Source organism: Dyella sp. SG562, from assembly GCF_011759495.1.
GTDB lineage: Bacteria > Pseudomonadota > Gammaproteobacteria > Xanthomonadales > Rhodanobacteraceae > Dyella_D > Dyella_D marensis.
The window spans coordinates 19655-35546 of sequence record NZ_JAAOYS010000002.1; the positions used below are offsets into that span (position 1 = coordinate 19655).

Consider the following 15892-nt stretch of genomic DNA (forward strand, 5'->3'; position numbering starts at 1 on the left):
CCGTCAGGCGCGCGCCGGCAGGGCGCACGCTGCATGCAATAGAAAAACGACGCCTGCCCGGCACTCGCCGGGCAGGCGCGCGACGCTTACTGCATGTACCAGCCGTGGCTGACCACGACCGACTGGCCGGTCAGCGCGGCCGACGGGAACGCGGCGAGGAACAGCGCGGTCTGCGCGATGTCCTCGACGGTGGTGAAGGTGCCGTCCACCGTGTCCTTCAGCATCACGTTCTTGATGACTTCCGCTTCGCTGATGCCCAGTTCCTTGGCCTGCTCGGGAATCTGCTTCTCCACCAGCGGCGTGCGCACGAAGCCGGGGCAGATCACGTGCGAACGCACGTTGTGGGCCGCGCCTTCCTTCGCCAGCGTGCGGGCCAGGCCCAGCAGGCCGTGCTTGGCGGTGACGTAGGCCGACTTCAGCTTCGACGCTTCGTGCGAATGCACGGAACCCATGTAGATGACGGTGCCGCCGCGGTCCCCCTGATACATGTGCTTGAGCGCGGCCTTGGTGGTGAGGAAGCCGCCGTCCAGGTGGATCGCCAGCATCTTCTTCCAGTCGGCGAAGGCGAACTGGTCGATCGGGTTGATGATCTGCACGCCGGCGTTGGAGATCAGGATGTCCAGCGCACCGAAGGCGGCGACCGCCTTGTCGGTGCCGGCATTCACCGCCGCTTCGTCGGTGACGTCCATGGCGATGCCGATCGCCTTGCCGCCGGCCGCATTGATCTCCGCCGCTGCCGCATCGGCGGCCTGCTGGTTGATGTCCGCGATCGCCACGGCGCAGCCGTTCTTCGCATAGAGCTCCGCGATGGCCTTGCCCAGGCCGCTGGCGGCGCCGGTGATCAGAGCGACCTTGCCTTCGAGACTTGCTGCCATAACCACTCCTTCGAATTCGCTAGGGGATGCGGGAGACGACGAAGGCTCGCACAGCTGGGATGCCGCATCCATGCGACGAATGGACATCACGAAGAACCTTCCCTATGCCGTCATTCCGGCGTAGGCCGGAATCCAGTAGCGACAGTGCCGGGTTTTTGCGAAAGCGTTGAATGAAGCCTTTCGCGAAAACCTGCCGATACCGCTACTGGATTCCGGCCTGCGCCGGAATGACAAGCATGTTTAGTGCGCGCCTTCCGACAGGTACGTATAGCCGGTCAAGCCATCGTTCAATGTGACAAACAGCTGCTCCGCCTGCGCGCCTTCGACACCCACGGCCGCGATGCGTTCGCGGTAGCTGCGGCGCAGGGCATCCAGATCGTAGCCGACATAGTCGAGCATCAGGTCAGTGGTGTCGCCGCGGCGGCGATGCGCAAAAACATACGAGTCGCCGTCCACCCGCACGTTCACCGCGTCGGTGTCGCCGAACAGGTTGTGGATGTCGCCCAGGGTTTCCTGGTACGCGCCGACCATGAAGATGCCCAGGCGATAGCTTTCGTCCTCGCGCAGCGCGTGCAGCGGCAGGCTCACGTCCACGCCTTCGGCGTCGACGTAGTGGTCGATGCGGCCGTCCGAATCGCAGGTGAGGTCGACGATCACGCCGCGGCGGGTCGGCGCTTCGTCCAGGCGCGCGATCGGCGCGATCGGGAAGATCTGCTCGATCGCCCAGATGTCCGGCACCGACTCGAACACCGAGAAGTTGACGAAGTACTTGTCCACCAGCTTCTCGTCCAGCTCGTCCAGCGCCTGGCGATGCGAGCGCTCGGCCGGCAGCAGGCGCAGGCGCACCGCGTTGGCGATGGCGTAGTACATCTCGTCCAGCTGCGCGCGGTCTTCCAGCGCCAGCTGGCCCAGCGCGTACAGGGTCTGGCCTTCGTTGAGGTGGTGCTGGGCCTCGTGGAACAGTTCCAGCGCGGGGCGCGCGTCCAGTTCCTCGTAGGTCTCGCGCAGGCGGCGCAGCACGGCCGGTTCCTCCTCGCGCGGCGGCGGGATGCTGCCGGCGGGCACTTCTTCCACTTCGGTGACGTTGACCACCATCACCGCATGGTGCGCGGTCATGGCGCGACCGGCCTCGGTGACGATGTGCGGCGCGGCCAGGCCTTCCTCGGCCACGGCTTCGGCCAGCGACTGCACGATGGTGGAGGCGTACTGCTCGATCGAATAGTTGATCGAGTTGTGGCTGCGCGAGCGTGAGCCTTCGTAGTCCACGCCCAGGCCGCCGCCGACGTCGACGATTTCCAGCGGTACGCCCATGCGGATCAGCTCCACGTAGTAGCGCGTGGCCTCGCGCATGCCGGCGGCGATGTCGCGCACGTTGGAGATCTGCGAGCCCATGTGGAAATGCTGCAGCTTCAGGGTGTGCTTGAGGCCCGCCTCGTCGAGGCGGCGCACCAGGGTCAGCACCTGGTTCGGCGACAGGCCGAACTTGCCCTTGTCGCCGCCGGTGTTCTGCCATTTGCCGGCGCCGATCGAGGCCAGGCGCACGCGCACGCCCAGCAGCGGCTCCACGTTCAGGGCCTTGGCTTCGGCGAAGACGTGATCGAGCTCGGAGAGCTTCTCGATCACGATGTGCACGCGCAGGCCGAGCTTGCGGCCGATCAGCGCCAGGCGCACGTATTCGCGGTCCTTGTAGCCGTTGCACACCACGATCGAGCCGGGCCGCGCCATCGCCAGCACGGCCATCAGTTCGGGCTTGGAGCCGGCTTCCAGGCCGAAGCCGTGCTCGCCGGCGGCCACCAGCTCGCCGGCCACGCCGCGCTGCTGATTGACCTTGATCGGATACACCGCGGTATAGCCGCCGCCGTAGTTCCACTCCGCGGTGGCCTTGGCGAAGGCGCCCTGCAGGCGCGCCAGGCGGTCGGCGAGGATGTCGGGGAAGCGCACCAGCAGCGGCAGGCGCAGGCCTTCGGCGCGGGCGCGGTCGACGATGGCCGGCAGCGACAGGGCCGGGCCGCCGGCGCCGCGCGGGCGCATCACGATATGGCCGTGCTCGTCCACGTCCACATAGCCGTCGCCCCAATGCGGGACGGCGTAGGTGTGGCGGGCGGCATCGGCGTTCCAGTGCTTCGACATGGACGGGTATTCCTTGGGGTCAGCGGGCGCGGGGCGCCCGTCGGTCATGTCGTCGCAGCGGCGAGCCTTGACGAGGAAGAAGCCGGCCGGCCGGAAGCCTCGCACGCCGCGGGGCCGGATCGGACTCTACGGTCCCGCTGCGACCGGTCGCAGGCGGGACGGCCGTCTATTGTAATGGCCGAATGTGACCATGCGGCATCCGCGCCCGGTACGCCGGGGCCCGGAACGGCTACAATTGCGCCTCTTTGCCCACCGTGACGTCAGGAACAGGAACACACGCCATGTCGCAGCCCAGCTGGTTCACCGAGGCCCACCAGGCCTCCGGCTCCTCCATCGGTTACCGCGTGGAGAAGCTGCTTCATGCCGAGAAAACCCCGTTCCAGACCATCGAGATCTACCAGACCACCGACTGGGGCAACCTGATGGTGATCGACGGCTGCGTGATGCTGACCAGCCGCGACAACTTCCTTTACCACGAGATGATGACCCACCCGGCGCTGTTCACCCATGCGCGCGCCAAGCGCGTGGTGATCATCGGCGGCGGCGATTGCGGCACGCTGCGCGAAGTGCTCAAGCACGAGGAAGTGGAATCGGCCGTGCAGGTGGAGATCGACGAGCGCGTCACGCGCCTGGCCGAGCAGTACTTCCCCGAGCTGTGCGAGGCCAACCACGATCCGCGCGCCGAACTGCTGTTCATCGACGGCATCAAGTACATGGCCGAGGCCGAGCCGGAATCGCTGGACCTGATCATCGTCGACTCGACCGACCCGGTCGGCCCCGCCGAAGGCCTGTTCAACGCCGCCTTCTACGCCAGCTGCTACAAGGCCCTGCGCCACGGCGGCATCCTGGTGCAGCAGAGCGAGTCGCCGCTGGCGCACATCGAACTGATCAAGTCGATGCGCTCGTCCATGCGCACCGCCGGCTTCAGCGCGGTGAAGACCCTGCCGTTCCCGCAGCCCTGCTACCCCACCGGCTGGTGGAGCTGCACCATGGTGCGCAAGGGCGGCGACCTGGCCGGCTTCCGCGAGCGCGGCGCGCTGAGCAAGAACTTCCCCACCCGCTACTACAACGCCGAGATCCACAAGGGCGCGCTGGCGATGCCGGAGTTCATGAAGGAAGCGCTGGGCGAATAAGCCCGCCGCCTGCAACCCGCCTCGCGGCCACGCGGGGCGGGTTTTTGCGTTTCCGGGGGGACACTCAGAACAGCGTCGAACGCACCTTCGGCAGCAGCACCAGCACCAGGGTCGCGATCGGCCCCAGCAGCAGCGACACCAGGAACCACACCAGGCCGCTGCGATTCTTGCCCTGGGCCAGGCCCGCATTGATCAACGCCAGGGTGCCCCAGCCCACGAACCAGGGGGCTCGCCCGTCGGCCATGATCGCTATCTGATCCATCGTCTCTCCCGTGCGCGGCGCGCGAGCGCGCCCGAAGCATAGTGGTGGCGCGCGGGTGCGCGGCCGAATCGGTGAAGGGCCATGCTAACAAGCGTGGAAGCGCGCGGCGGCCGCGCGCGTTCGCAGGATCAGGCAGGCTTAATGCTGAATAAGTATGCTGGCCGCTTCGTTTTGCGGATGGAGAACAGCATGCGCGGATGGCGCTATCTCGCTTTGGGCCTGGCCGGTGTCCTGTCGATCGCCCCGGTCGCCGCCAAGCAGGCTTCCACCAAGCCGGTGCCCGCCAAGGCCGGCGATGCGCGCAACGACGCGCTGCTGGCCTTCCAGCGCGACCTGATCAGCGTGCTGGCCCCGCGCGCGGACGCCATGCCCCTGCTCGGCGCCGCCCTGCTCGCCCGCCCGCTGCCCAACCAGCCGAAGTACAACGACTTCCATACCCTGATCGAGCGCGCATCCAAAGCCGAGGACACCACCCCCGCCGTGACCTGGCTGCGCCTGAGCGACTGCGACGCCAAGGCCGACGCCTGCCCCAACGCCGACGCGCTGGCCGCGCTGGGCCAGCAGGCGCCGGACAACGCCGCCGTGTGGCTGCTCAAGCTGGGCCAGGACCACCACGACGGCAAGGACCAGGCCGCGCGCGAGGACCTGGCCAAGGCCGCCGCCGCCAAGCTCTACGACGACTACACCGGCACCAGCCTCAAGGCCCTGGCCGCCAACGTCAGCACCTTGCCGCCGCCGGCCGCGACCATCGATCCGTCCTCGCCCACCGGCGCCGCCGGCGTCGAGCTGACCCTGGTCTTCGGCATGGCCGCCACCCAGCCGCAGCCGGGCCTGCAGGCCACCTCGCGGCTGTGCGAGAACGCCGGCGACGATGCCGCGCTGAAAGAGGACTGCCTCAAGCTCGGCCGCCTGCTCGAGTGGGGTTCCAGCCCGCTGGCCCGCTCGCTGGGCCTGCATCTGCGCGAGGTGCTGGCCGCCGATCCGTCGCAGCAGGAAGACGCCAGGCACGCACGCCGCAACCTGGTCTGGCAGGTGCAGAACTTCGCCCAGCTGTCGGCCCGCGCGCAGGGCGACCTGGCCCTGGCCCAGCACCTGCTGGCGCTGGCGCGCAACGGCGGTACCGAGATGAGCCTGGTGCTGGCGGCGTTGCGCGACTACAAGATCCCGACGGATGCGCCGGCGGACTGGGACAGCCAGAAGCCGGCCGGCGCCGGGCAGGCGCAGGCGAAAGGCTGAGCACTGGCGCACGCGGCGCGCTGTTGCCGGTTCCCTCTTCCCGTGTACCCTTGGCCCACCTCGAAACGAAGGGGCGGCGCATGCTGACGGTGCTGGTGGCAAGCAGCAAGGGCGGTTGCGGCAAGAGCACGCTGGTCACCCAGCTGGCTTCGCACTGGGCGCAGGACGGCAAGCACACGGCCATCGTGGACGTCGACCGGCAAGGCTCCAGCTTCCGCTGGGCGGCGCGGCGCGCCGAACAGAACGTTCCCGGCGTGCTCGCCGTGGAAGGCAGCCGCAAGGCGCTGGAGAAACTGCCCGCGGACACCCAGCGCACCCTGATCGACACACCCGCCGGCTCGCACGAGCGCGAGCTGGAACCCTACCTGGAACAGGCCAGCGTGCTGCTGGTGCCGGTGCTGCCGTCCAGCTTCGACATGGACGCCACCATGGACTTCCTCGCCCACCTCGGGGAGATCCCGCGCATCAAGCGCGGCAAGCTGCCGGTGGGCCTGGTCGGCAACCGCCTCAAGCCGTGGACCCATGCCAGCCAGGACGCGATGGAGCAGCTCGCCGCCGACGCGCCGTTCCCGCTGGTGGCCGAGCTGCGCGACAGCCAGGCCTACGTGCTGCTCACCGCGCTCGGCAAGGGCATCTTCGACTATGCCTCCGAACAGGTGCGCAACCACCAGGAAGACTGGAAACAACTCCTGCGCTGGATCAAGCGCCAGCATTAATTCACCGTCCGTCCCGGAGCCGTCCATGCGAGAACTCATCCTGTTGCGCCACGCCGAAGCCCAGCCCTCGCAACCCGGGGGCGACGACCTAGGCCGCCGCCTGAGCGGACGTGGCGAGCAGGAGGCCCGCGCCGCGGGCCGCTGGCTCGAGCAATGGCTGAAGCGGCATGGCCAGCAGCGGCCCAGCCGCGTGCTCTGCTCGCCCTCCGAGCGCACCCGCGCCACCGCCACGCTGGCGCTGGCCGAAGTGAACGGCGCGCCGGAGCCGGAGCTGTGCGAAGACATCTACGAGGCCACCCAGGGCGAGCTGCTGGCCCTGCTGGACGACCACAGCGACGCCGATTCGGTGCTGCTGGTCGGCCACAACCCCGGCATCGAGCGCCTCGTCGCGCTGCTGGCCGAGGGACGTTCGGACGAATACCGCGGCATGCCGCCGGCCGGCATCGCGGTGTTCCATTCGGACGAGGGCTTCGAACCGGGCCACGCCCGCCTGGAAGCTTTCTGGTCTCCGTGAGCCGCGCGCGCCGCCGCTGGCCTGGCCAGCGCGCCGCCGCCTGCCTCGTTCTCGCTGCCGCGGCCGCCTCGCTCCACGCCGCCGACTACCGCATCGACCCGGCCCGCTCGCACGCCGAATTCGGCGTGCGCCTGCTGTGGCTCACCCAGGTCACCGGCAGCTTCGAGCGCATCGACGGCGACGTGACCCTGAGCGCCCGGCGCGACGTGGCCGTGGTCGACGCGCATATCGCGGTGGACAGCATCCGCATGTCGTCCGAGCGCTTCCGCCGCTGGGTGATGGCGCCGGAATTCTTCGACGCCGAGCGCTACCCCACCATCCACTTCGTCTCCGAGCCGGTGCCGGTGGCCGCGCTGGAACATGGCGGCGAGCTGTTCGGCACGCTCACCTTGCGCGGCATATCGCGGCCGGCACGCTTCGAGCTGCTGCCCTCGCCCTGTCCGCTGAACGAGTCCATCCTCACCAACCCCAGCGACTGCCGCATCGAAGCGCGCGGCGACATCCAGCGCAGCGAGTTTGGCATGACCGGGCATCGCACCGCCTTGTCCGACCAGGTCCGCCTCGGGCTGGTCATCGCCATCGACCGCGCGCCCGCCAGCAGCGGGTCATGAACGCGCGCTGGCCCGGCGCCCGCGCGCCGGCCGGTGGACCGGCGACGGAATGCCCCGGGGTTATTTATCATCGCGGAATGTCACCGCGCTGGACGTGCGTTCTCCTTCTGCTGCTCGCCTCGACCCTGCTGCCGGGATGCAGCCTGTCGGCGGCGAAGATCCGCCGTGCCGACGCCATCGTGGCCGCGCAGACCGACCACCGGATCGACTGCGACAACCCCGGCACCGCCTGCGCCGAACCCTCGCCCCTGCTGGATGCCGCCAGCGCTGCGATCGCCGCCTCCACCGCGCAGGCACCGGTGCACGTGGTCACCCTGCTCAACGACAGCGAGCCGGCAATGGTGGCGCGCATCAACCTGATCCGCGCGGCGAAGCACTCGATCGACATCCAGATCTACATCTGGGACCAGGACGACGCCGGCCAGCTGATCCTGGACGAACTGGTGCGCGCCGCGCGCCGCGGCGTGAAGGTGCGCGTGCTGGCCGACCAGCTGTTCTCCTTCAACGACAGCGTGTGGCTGACCCGCCTGGCGCGGGCGCACGAGAACCTGCAGATCCGGCTGTACAACCCGACCTTCCACAAGTCGGAAACCTCGCCGCTGGAATTCGCCGCCGGCATCGTGTGCTGCTTCTACAAGTTCAACCAGCGCATGCACAACAAGATCCTGCTGGTGGACAACAGCATCGGCATCACCGGCGGGCGCAACTACCAGGACCGCTATTTCGACTGGGACAACGACTTCGACTACGTCGACCGCGACGTGATGGTCGGCGGCCCTGCCGCGCAGGCGATGGGCGAGACCTTCGAGCGTTTCTGGGCGCACAAGCGCTCGGTGCCGCTGACTCATCTGCGCGACATCTACCGCTTGCTTGTCGACGGCACGCCCTCGCCCTGGCGCGAGCCGGTGTACCTGCACCCGCAGCGCGTGGCGCGCGTGCAGGAAGAAGCCGACGACCCGGACTGGCTGGACGAATACCTGGTGGCGCCCACCCTGCGCACCACCGCGCCGGTGGAATTCTTCAGCGACCTGCCGGCCAAGACCGACCAGCCGCGCGAACGCGCCGCCCGCGAATTCACCGCCAACGTGATGCGCATGGTCGGCTCGGCCAAGCAGGAAGTGGTGCTGCAGACGCCCTACCTCGTAATGAGCAAGCGCGCGCGGAAGATCTTCGACCGGCTGCAGAAGCAGGACGCGCCGCCGCGCATCGTGGTCTCCACCAATTCGCTGGCCTCCACCGACGCGTTCGCGGTGTATGCGATGTCGTACAAGCACCGCAAGCGCTATCTCAAGGAATACGGCTTCGAGATCTACGAACTGAAGCCGCGCGCGCTCGGCCCCGCGCAGGACAACGCCTGGGCCAGCTCGGACGACGGCCCCGACGACGACACCGCCAGCGATGCCAGACCCACCGGCGGCAAGCCCGCCAGCAAGCGCCGCTACGTGGGCGTGGAGGCGCGCACCCTGCTCGGCCGCGGCGGCAAGCGCAACCGGCCGGCGCCGCTGCTCAGTGCGGGCCGGCGCTTCGGCCTGCATGCCAAGTCCATCGTGGTGGACGACCGCTTCGCCATGGTCGGCTCGCACAACTTCGACCCGCGCTCGGACCACTACAACACCGAGGCCGGCGTGATCGTGTACGACGCCGCCTTCGCACAGCAGCTGCGCACGGCGATCATGCGCGAGACCGAGCCGGAGAACGCCTGGGTGATCGGACCGCGCCAGCGCTCCATTCCGTTGCTGTCGGACCTGAGCGCCGCCATCGGCGACATCTCCGCCGCCCTGCCGCTGTTCGATTTCTGGCCGTACCGCTACGCCACCAGCTATCAGCTCAAGCAGGGCTGCACGCCGATGCGGCCGAGCGACCCGAACTTCTTCAGCTGCTACGAGGCGGTGGGCGATTTCCCGGAAGTGGCCAGCCCGCCCAAGCTGATCTACACGCGCCTGCTGACGGCGTTCGGCGCCGGGGCCAACGGGATTCTTTGATCGGGCGAGGCCGGATCAGGCCTGGCGGTCGTCCGCGGCGAAGCGCATCGGCAGGTTGCCGCTGAGGCCTTCGGGGTGGTCGGCCGGCACGGCGAAGCGCCAGCCCTGCACGGTCTGCACGGCCTCCTGGTCCAGGGCCGGATCGCCGCTGGACTGGTCCACCGTGGCGTGCGTGACATGGCCCTGGCCGTCGACCGAGAGATGCAGCACCACCAGGCCGGCGCGCGCGACGCGGCGGCTGAAGATCGAGCTGGGCGCCTGCGGCATCTCGATGGGCGTCAGCGTCGGCGTGTCTACGGCCGCCGGTGCGGCGATGGCCTGCTCGGCATCCACCGGCGGCAGATGCACGGCATGGGCGGGACGCCGCGGCACGGCAGCCAGGCGTGGATGCGCCGGCACGGCCGGTGCGGCGGAGCGCCTGGCGGCGATCCGCTCCGGCCCCTTCCAGCCTGCGGTCTGTTCGCTCAGCCATGCGGTACCGGCCACGCCCACGGCCAGCGCCAGCAGGCTCAGGGTGGTGGTGGTGCGCAGGCGGAACATGGCGGTGCCTCAGCGCTCGAGGATGGCGGTGACGCCCATGCCGCCGGCGGTGCAGATCGAGATCAGGCCGCGGCCCGAACCCTTCTCTTCCAGCAGCTTGGCCAGGGTGGCGATGATGCGCGCGCCGGTGGCGGCGAACGGGTGGCCCACGGCGAGGCTGGAGCCGTGCACGTTGAGCTTGGCCGGGTCGATGCTGCCCAGCGGCTGGTCCAGCCCGAGGCGGTTGCGGCAGTAGGTTTCGCTCTCCCACGCGCGCAGCGTGCACAGCACCTGGGCGGCGAAAGCCTCGTGGATCTCGTAGAAGTCGAAGTCCTGCAGGCTCAGCCCATGGCGCGCCAGCATGCGCGGCACCGCCACGGTGGGCGCCATCAGCAGGCCCTCGCCGTGCACGAAGTCCACCGCCGCCACTTCCGCGTCGAGGAAATACGCCTGCACCTTCAGGCCGCGCCTGGCCGCCCATTCGTCGTTGCCCAGCAGCACCGCGGCGGCGCCGTCGGAAAGGCCGGTGGAATTGCCGGCGGTGAGCGTGCCGTGGCCGGAGATCTTGTCGAACGCGGGCTTGAGCGTGCCGAGCTTCTCCATGGTGGAGTCCGGACGCAGGAAGCCGTCGCGCTTCAGGCCGCGGAACGGCACCACCAGGTCGTCGAAGAAACCGGCCTCGTAGGCCGCGGCCAGCTTCTGGTGGCTTTCCAGCGCCAGGCGGTCCTGCGGCTCGCGGCCGATATGCCATTCCTTGGCCATGCGCTCGCAGTGGTCGCCCATCGACATGCCGGTGCGCGGCTCGGCCACGCCGGGAAAGGAGGGCTTGAGTTCCTTCAGCGAGAAGCCGCGGGTGAAGGCGGCCATCTTGTCCTGCCAGCCCTTGGCGCGGTTCATCGCCAGCAGGCGCTTGCGGAAGCGCTCGCCCAGCACGATCGGCACGTCGCTGGTGGTGTCCGAGCCGCCGGCGATGCCGGCCTCGATCTGCCCCGTGGCGATCTTGTTGGCGATGATGATGGCGTTGTCCAGCGAGGTGCCGCAGGCGCGCGCCGTGGTGATGCCGGGGGTGGTCGGCGCCAGGCCCGAGGACAGCACCGCCTCGCGCGCCAGGTTCCATTCCGAGGAATGCTTGATCACCGCGCCCATCGCCACTTCGCCCAGCTCCTCGCCGTGCAGGCGGAAGCGTTCGACCAGGGCGCCGAGCACCTTGACCGACATGCCGAAATTGCCGACGTCGGCATACGCGGTGTTGTTGCGGCAGAAGGGAATGCGGATGCCGCCGATCACACCGACGCGCTTGGAGGTGTTGTCCATGTCCTAGAAGGTTCCTGCCGGGCCGAGCGTTCAAGGCTAGCGCGCCCCGCCAGCGCGCGAAAGCCCGTGTTAAGTGAATGCTAGACTCCTGGTTCTTTGCCGTTCGGATTCGCCCACGTGGAAGCCTCGTCGCTGGTCGCCCTGCCCATCGTGCTCGCGCTGGAGCTGTCGCCCGGCGAGACGCCGGACCGCCTCACGCTGAGCCGCGACGAGGCCGCCGAACTGGCCGCCCTGGCCGCCGCCGACCTGCACGCGCTGGTGCCGCAGGTGGAGCAGTGCCGCCTGGCCGTAGCCGGGGCGCTGTTCGACGCGGTGGAACTGCTGCGCCCCGGCTTTCCCGTCTGGGCCACGCTGGACGAGCTGGCCCGCCGCGTGCCGCGCGGCCACCTGGACAACGTGGTCGCCTTCGGCACCCACGACGGCCACATGCCGGCCCAGCCGCTGGAGCCGGAACGCGGCTACGCCGATGGCCCGATGCGCCTGCTGCCGCTGAGCCTGCTCGCCCCCGAGGCGCTGGCCGAGGAACTGGCCGAGCGCCTGGAAGTGGAACTGGTCGGCCGCGGCGAAGCCGGCGCGCGCAGCTCGGACTGGCTGATGCGCACGCTGGGTGTGCGCCTGGAACATGCGCGGTACCTCAGCCGCAACGACCTGCTGGCCATGACTTGCGTGCAGTACGAGCACGTCAACCTCGCCGCGCTGTGGTCGCTGCTGGAATGCGCGCTGCTCACGCCCTACCGCGAGGAAACCACCCTCACCGCCCGCGGCCTGGCGCTGCGCTATGCCGAAGGCAAGGTGTGGATCCAGTCGCCGGCCGACTGGGCCGCGGCGCAGGCGATCGAGCCGGCACAGCGCGCGCATGAGCTGGCCGGCATCGTGTTCGAGCTGCGCCAGTACGCGGCCCTGCTCGATGCCCATCGCATTCCGCAAGCGCTCGAATCGATCGATGCCACCGCCACCGCGGCCGAGCCCGGTTATCTGCTGGAAGTGTTCGGCGCGCTCGACCCGGCCTACGGCGAGGCGCGCCTGCATGCGCATGAGGCGCCCGGCCTGGGCGTGATCGCCGTGACCCTGGCCCAGCGCGGCGAGAACGGCCGCGCACGCGTGCTGGCCAATGGCTATCCGCTGCAGCCGCGCGCACTGGGTCCGCTGGTTGCCGCGCTGGCCGAGCGCAGCGGCATCGCCGCCGAGCTGCACGCCCTGGGGCGCATCATGCTGGATGAGTCCGGCCGCCTGGGCGCGCCGGTCGAACCGTTGCACTGAGGGCTCGCAAGGCACGCTTCAGAAAAGTACGGCGGCTTAGACATTTCCTTCACCTTATCGGGGTCGCCGCCTACTGCCCACCCGCTGCGACTTGGCGCATCATGCGATCTCTAGCGTCCTACAGGGGTGGATGGACGGGCGGTATGGGCATGCAGCGGATCGAACCCGATCGACCGACCGGGCCGGCGTCGTCCGAGCCCGATTGGGCCGCTCGTGTCGTGCACGGCGCGCCGGCGCTGATCGCCTACATCGACCGCGAGCTGCGCATCCGCTTCGCCAACGCCGCGCACCAGTCCTGGCTGGGCGTGGACCCGGCGCAACTGCAGGGCCGCCACGTGGCCGAAGTGCTGGACGAAGCCAGCCTGCAACGCGCCGGCCCCTGCCTGGAAGAAGCCCTGCGCGGCCACGCTTCCGTCTACGAAGGCGAGATGTTCGCCGGCCAGTCGCGCTGCTACGTGCACGGCAGCTTCCAGCCGGACTACGACGCCGACGGCGCCGTCTGCGGCATCTTCACCGTGCTGATCGACATCACTGAGCGCCACGCGCTGGAAACCCGCCTGCGCGAGAGCGAGCAGCGCTTCTTCGGCGCCTTCCAGCATGCCGCCATCGGCATGGGCCTGGTCGCGCCGGACGGCCGCCTGCTGCGCGTCAACGCCGCGCTGTGCCACATGCTGGGCTACCGCGAGCCGGAACTGCTGCAGCTCAATATCCGCGACATCACCCACCCCGACGACGTGGCCAAGAGCTTCCAGCTGGCCACCGAGCTGATGGAAGGCAAGCGCGATTCCTACCAGCTGGAGAAGCGCTACTTCCACCGCGACGGCCACGTGGTGCACGTGCTGCTGACCGTGTCGCTGGTGCGCGCACCGGACGGCACGCCGTTCCACGCGGTGGCGCAGATCCAGGATATCAGCCAGCGCAAGGCCTACGAGGAAGCGCTGTTCCGCGAGCGCGAACTGGCCGAGGTCACCCTGCGCTCGATCGGCGATGCGGTGATCACCACCGACCTGCAGCTGCGCGTCACCTCGCTCAACCCCATCGCCGAGGCGATGACCGGCTGGAGCCACGCCGAGGCGCTGGGCCGCGCGATCGAAGACGTGTTCCGCCTGCTCGACGGCGACAGCGGCGAACTGCTGCGCAACCCGCTGCGCGAGGCGATCGGCCGCGACACCATCGTCGAACTGCGCGGCAACGCCATGCTGGTGCACCGCAACGGCTTCCGCACGCCGATCGAGGATTCGGCGGCGTCCATCCACGACCACGCGGGCAACGTGATCGGCGGCGTGCTGGTGTTCCATGACGTCAGCGCCACCCGCGCGCTGGTGCTGAAGATGGCGCACATGGCCCAGCACGACACGCTGACCGGCCTGCCGAACCGGCACCTGCTGCAGGCGCGGCTGGCCCAGGTGATCGCCGCGGCGCGCCGCCGCCACGGGCGCGCCGCGCTGATCTTCATCAACCTGGATCACTTCAAGCACATCAACGATTCGCTCGGCCACCAGACCGGCGACCAGCTGCTGCGCCTGTTCGCCGCGCACCTGCGCGGCCTGCTCGGCGGCGACCATATCGTCAGCCGCACCGCCGGCGACGAGTTCATGGTGGTGCTGCCGCACGTGGACAGCGCCGGCGACGCGGCCAAGACCTGCGAGCTGCTGATGCGCCGCTGGCACGAGCACCCGCCGCACGAGCTGGCCGAGCTGGCGCTGGGCTTCAGCGCCGGCATCAGCCTGTATCCGGACGATGCGGACGACGCCGAGGCGCTGATCCGCCACGCCGACACCGCCATGTACGAAGCCAAGATGCAGGGCCGCAACAGCTACCGGCTGTTCACCGCGGCGATGACCGAGCGCCCCGCGGCGCAGATGCGCATCGAGCGCGACCTGCGCACCGCCATGCGCCGCGGCGACCTGCAGCTGCATTACCAGCCGAAGGTGGACGCGCTCACCGGCGTGGTGGTCGGTGCCGAGGCGCTGCTGCGCTGGCAGGTGGACGGCCACGACGTCTACCGCCCCGACCAGTTCGTGCCGGTGGCTGAGGAAAGCGGCCTGATCGGCCCGCTCGGCCGCTGGGCGCTGCAGCAGGCCTGCCAGCAGGCCGCCGCCTGGCATCGCTCCGGCCGCAGCGTGTCGATCGCGGTGAACGTGGCGCCGCCGCAGTTCCTGCAACCGGGCTTCCACGACGTGCTGCGCGAGATCCTGCGCGAGAGCGGCCTGCCGCCCGGCATGATCGAGCTGGAACTGACCGAGCGCATGGTGATGGCCGGCGGCGACCACAGCCGCGCGCTGATGCAGCAGCTGAAGGAGCTGGGCGTGAGCCTGGCGCTGGACGATTTCGGCACGGGCTACAGCAGCCTGTCCTACCTCAAGCACTTTCCCATCGACGTGCTGAAGATCCCGCGCGCGTTCGTGCGCGACGTGGCGACGGATACCGACAGCGCGGCGATCGCCGACGCCATCATCACCATGGCGCAAAGCCTGGAGATGAGCGTGGTGGCCGAAGGCGTGGAAACGCCGGAGCAGGCGGATTATCTGCGCCAGGCCGGCTGCCGGCTGCTGCAGGGTTTCCTGTACGGCGCGCCGATGCCGGCGGTGGAGTTCGAACGCTTGCTGGTGCCGGCCTGAAACCCGAAGACCGATGCAGGTTGGGGTGAGCCCTGGGCGAACCCCAACGATGCGGTGCGCTCCGGCCTGGCTGTGTTGGGGTTCGCCTGCGGCTCACCCCAACCTACGCCGCTGCATTAGCTCGTCATTCCGGCGCAGGCCGGAATCCAGTAACGGTATCGCCGGGTTTTCGCGAAGAGCCTGCTCAGCCGCTTTCGCGAAAATCGGACACCGTCGCCACTGGATTCCGGCCTGCGCCGGAATGACGAGCTTTCAGAAGCCCGCCTCGTACATGAAGTAGTGGCACCGCTCCATCCCCAACCCCGCATACGTCCGCTGCGCACGCTCGTTCTCCGTCTCCACATAGAGCCGCACACCCACCGCGCGAGCCTCGCGCGCACGTGCCACCACCGCTTCGTACATCGCACGGAACACGCCTCCGCGCCGCGCGGATGCGGTCACGTACACGCTCTGGATCCAGAAGAAATCCCCGCAGCGCCAGTCGCTCCACTCATAGGTGACCAGCAGGCAACCCACCGGCTCGCCGTCGCGCTCGGCCACCAGGTAGAAGCCGCGCCGCGGTTCGTCGAACACCGCCGCCACGCCGCGCGCCAATACCTCGGGGTCCAGCCGCTTGCTTTCGGTCTCCCAGGCCATCGCCTGGTTCCAGCTGGCGATGTGATGGATATCGCCGCGCTGGGCGGCCCGGACGGTGAGCGACATGGCTGGAACTCCGCTGT

At 69.2% G+C, this 15892-nt stretch carries 14 protein-coding genes; 8 read left to right on the top strand and 6 right to left on the bottom strand.

The annotated features are described in order from the left end of the window. Positions 1-86: 86 nt before the first annotated feature. Together FHW84_RS03620 and speA are read right to left on the bottom strand one after the other, a co-directional pair. On the bottom strand, positions 87-875 hold the full coding sequence (locus FHW84_RS03620) for a 3-hydroxybutyrate dehydrogenase (protein WP_167252781.1): 789 nt from the start codon (positions 873-875) through the stop codon (positions 87-89). A gap of 240 nt (positions 876-1115) precedes the next feature. Beyond that, the gene (speA, locus tag FHW84_RS03625) at positions 1116-3005 is read right to left on the bottom strand and encodes a biosynthetic arginine decarboxylase (RefSeq protein WP_167252782.1); all 1890 of its coding nucleotides are present in this window, start codon (positions 3003-3005) and stop codon (positions 1116-1118) included. Between the two features lie 281 nt (positions 3006-3286). Here speA and speE point away from each other — a divergent pair, with 281 nt between their 5' ends. Beyond that, positions 3287-4138 carry a polyamine aminopropyltransferase gene (speE, locus tag FHW84_RS03630; protein WP_167252783.1) on the top strand — a complete coding sequence of 284 codons (852 nt, stop codon included), beginning with the start codon at positions 3287-3289 and terminating at the stop codon, positions 4136-4138. A 64-nt stretch (positions 4139-4202) separates the two neighbouring features. On the opposite strand, the gene FHW84_RS03635 is transcribed toward speE, so the two are convergent. After that, positions 4203-4400 (bottom strand): antitermination protein NusB, encoded by a 198-nt coding sequence (locus tag FHW84_RS03635; RefSeq protein WP_167252784.1) that lies wholly within the window; start codon positions 4398-4400, stop codon positions 4203-4205. A 189-nt stretch (positions 4401-4589) separates the two neighbouring features. Between FHW84_RS03635 and FHW84_RS03640 the strand changes: the two genes are divergently transcribed. The 5 genes from FHW84_RS03640 (at position 4590) to FHW84_RS03660 (ending at position 9459) form a co-directional block, all read left to right on the top strand. Beyond that, a complete protein-coding gene (locus tag FHW84_RS03640; protein ID WP_167252785.1) occupies positions 4590-5636 on the top strand; it encodes a hypothetical protein in 1047 nt (348 codons plus the stop codon). Between the two features lie 80 nt (positions 5637-5716). Continuing rightward, positions 5717-6352, top strand: a complete 636-nt coding sequence (locus FHW84_RS03645) for a ParA family protein (protein WP_167252786.1) — start codon at positions 5717-5719, stop codon at positions 6350-6352. Positions 6353-6377: 25 nt separating this feature from the next. Next, positions 6378-6866 (top strand): histidine phosphatase family protein, encoded by a 489-nt coding sequence (locus FHW84_RS03650; protein WP_167252787.1) that lies wholly within the window; start codon positions 6378-6380, stop codon positions 6864-6866. Next, positions 6863-7477: a YceI family protein gene (locus FHW84_RS03655; protein ID WP_167252788.1), complete on the top strand. Its 615-nt coding sequence runs from the start codon at positions 6863-6865 to the stop codon at positions 7475-7477. Before FHW84_RS03650 ends, FHW84_RS03655 begins: the two co-directional genes overlap by 4 nt. A gap of 77 nt (positions 7478-7554) precedes the next feature. Beyond that, positions 7555-9459 carry a phospholipase D family protein gene (locus FHW84_RS03660; protein ID WP_167252789.1) on the top strand — a complete coding sequence of 635 codons (1905 nt, stop codon included), beginning with the start codon at positions 7555-7557 and terminating at the stop codon, positions 9457-9459. A gap of 15 nt (positions 9460-9474) precedes the next feature. On the opposite strand, the gene FHW84_RS03665 is transcribed toward FHW84_RS03660, so the two are convergent. Together FHW84_RS03665 and FHW84_RS03670 are read right to left on the bottom strand one after the other, a co-directional pair. After that, positions 9475-9999: an energy transducer TonB gene (locus FHW84_RS03665; protein WP_167252790.1), complete on the bottom strand. Its 525-nt coding sequence runs from the start codon at positions 9997-9999 to the stop codon at positions 9475-9477. 9 nt (positions 10000-10008) lie between these two features. Further along, a complete protein-coding gene (locus tag FHW84_RS03670) occupies positions 10009-11292 on the bottom strand; it encodes an acetyl-CoA C-acetyltransferase (RefSeq protein WP_167252791.1) in 1284 nt (427 codons plus the stop codon). A 117-nt stretch (positions 11293-11409) separates the two neighbouring features. Here FHW84_RS03670 and FHW84_RS03675 point away from each other — a divergent pair, with 117 nt between their 5' ends. Together FHW84_RS03675 and FHW84_RS03680 are read left to right on the top strand one after the other, a co-directional pair. Next, positions 11410-12552, top strand: a complete 1143-nt coding sequence (locus FHW84_RS03675; protein WP_167252792.1) for a hypothetical protein — start codon at positions 11410-11412, stop codon at positions 12550-12552. A 149-nt stretch (positions 12553-12701) separates the two neighbouring features. After that, the gene (locus FHW84_RS03680) at positions 12702-15173 is read left to right on the top strand and encodes a GGDEF and EAL domain-containing protein (RefSeq protein ID WP_167252793.1); all 2472 of its coding nucleotides are present in this window, start codon (positions 12702-12704) and stop codon (positions 15171-15173) included. A gap of 252 nt (positions 15174-15425) precedes the next feature. On the opposite strand, the gene FHW84_RS03685 is transcribed toward FHW84_RS03680, so the two are convergent. Beyond that, on the bottom strand, positions 15426-15875 hold the full coding sequence (locus FHW84_RS03685) for a GNAT family N-acetyltransferase (protein ID WP_167252794.1): 450 nt from the start codon (positions 15873-15875) through the stop codon (positions 15426-15428). Positions 15876-15892: the final 17 nt, after the last annotated feature.

What these genes read in the sequence shown, in the direction of transcription:
- FHW84_RS03620 (WP_167252781.1), bottom strand. Translation starts at nt 875, where the DNA reads ATGGCAGCAAGTCTCGAAGGCAAGGTCGCTCTGATCACCGGCGCCGCC.
- speA (WP_167252782.1), bottom strand. Translation starts at nt 3,005, where the DNA reads ATGTCGAAGCACTGGAACGCCGATGCCGCCCGCCACACCTACGCCGTC.
- speE (WP_167252783.1), top strand. Translation starts at nt 3,287, where the DNA reads ATGTCGCAGCCCAGCTGGTTCACCGAGGCCCACCAGGCCTCCGGCTCC.
- FHW84_RS03635 (WP_167252784.1), bottom strand. Translation starts at nt 4,400, where the DNA reads ATGGATCAGATAGCGATCATGGCCGACGGGCGAGCCCCCTGGTTCGTG.
- FHW84_RS03640 (WP_167252785.1), top strand. Translation starts at nt 4,590, where the DNA reads ATGCGCGGATGGCGCTATCTCGCTTTGGGCCTGGCCGGTGTCCTGTCG.
- FHW84_RS03645 (WP_167252786.1), top strand. Translation starts at nt 5,717, where the DNA reads ATGCTGACGGTGCTGGTGGCAAGCAGCAAGGGCGGTTGCGGCAAGAGC.
- FHW84_RS03650 (WP_167252787.1), top strand. Translation starts at nt 6,378, where the DNA reads ATGCGAGAACTCATCCTGTTGCGCCACGCCGAAGCCCAGCCCTCGCAA.
- FHW84_RS03660 (WP_167252789.1), top strand. Translation starts at nt 7,555, where the DNA reads ATGTCACCGCGCTGGACGTGCGTTCTCCTTCTGCTGCTCGCCTCGACC.
- FHW84_RS03665 (WP_167252790.1), bottom strand. Translation starts at nt 9,999, where the DNA reads ATGTTCCGCCTGCGCACCACCACCACCCTGAGCCTGCTGGCGCTGGCC.
- FHW84_RS03670 (WP_167252791.1), bottom strand. Translation starts at nt 11,292, where the DNA reads ATGGACAACACCTCCAAGCGCGTCGGTGTGATCGGCGGCATCCGCATT.
- FHW84_RS03680 (WP_167252793.1), top strand. Translation starts at nt 12,702, where the DNA reads ATGCAGCGGATCGAACCCGATCGACCGACCGGGCCGGCGTCGTCCGAG.
- FHW84_RS03685 (WP_167252794.1), bottom strand. Translation starts at nt 15,875, where the DNA reads ATGTCGCTCACCGTCCGGGCCGCCCAGCGCGGCGATATCCATCACATC.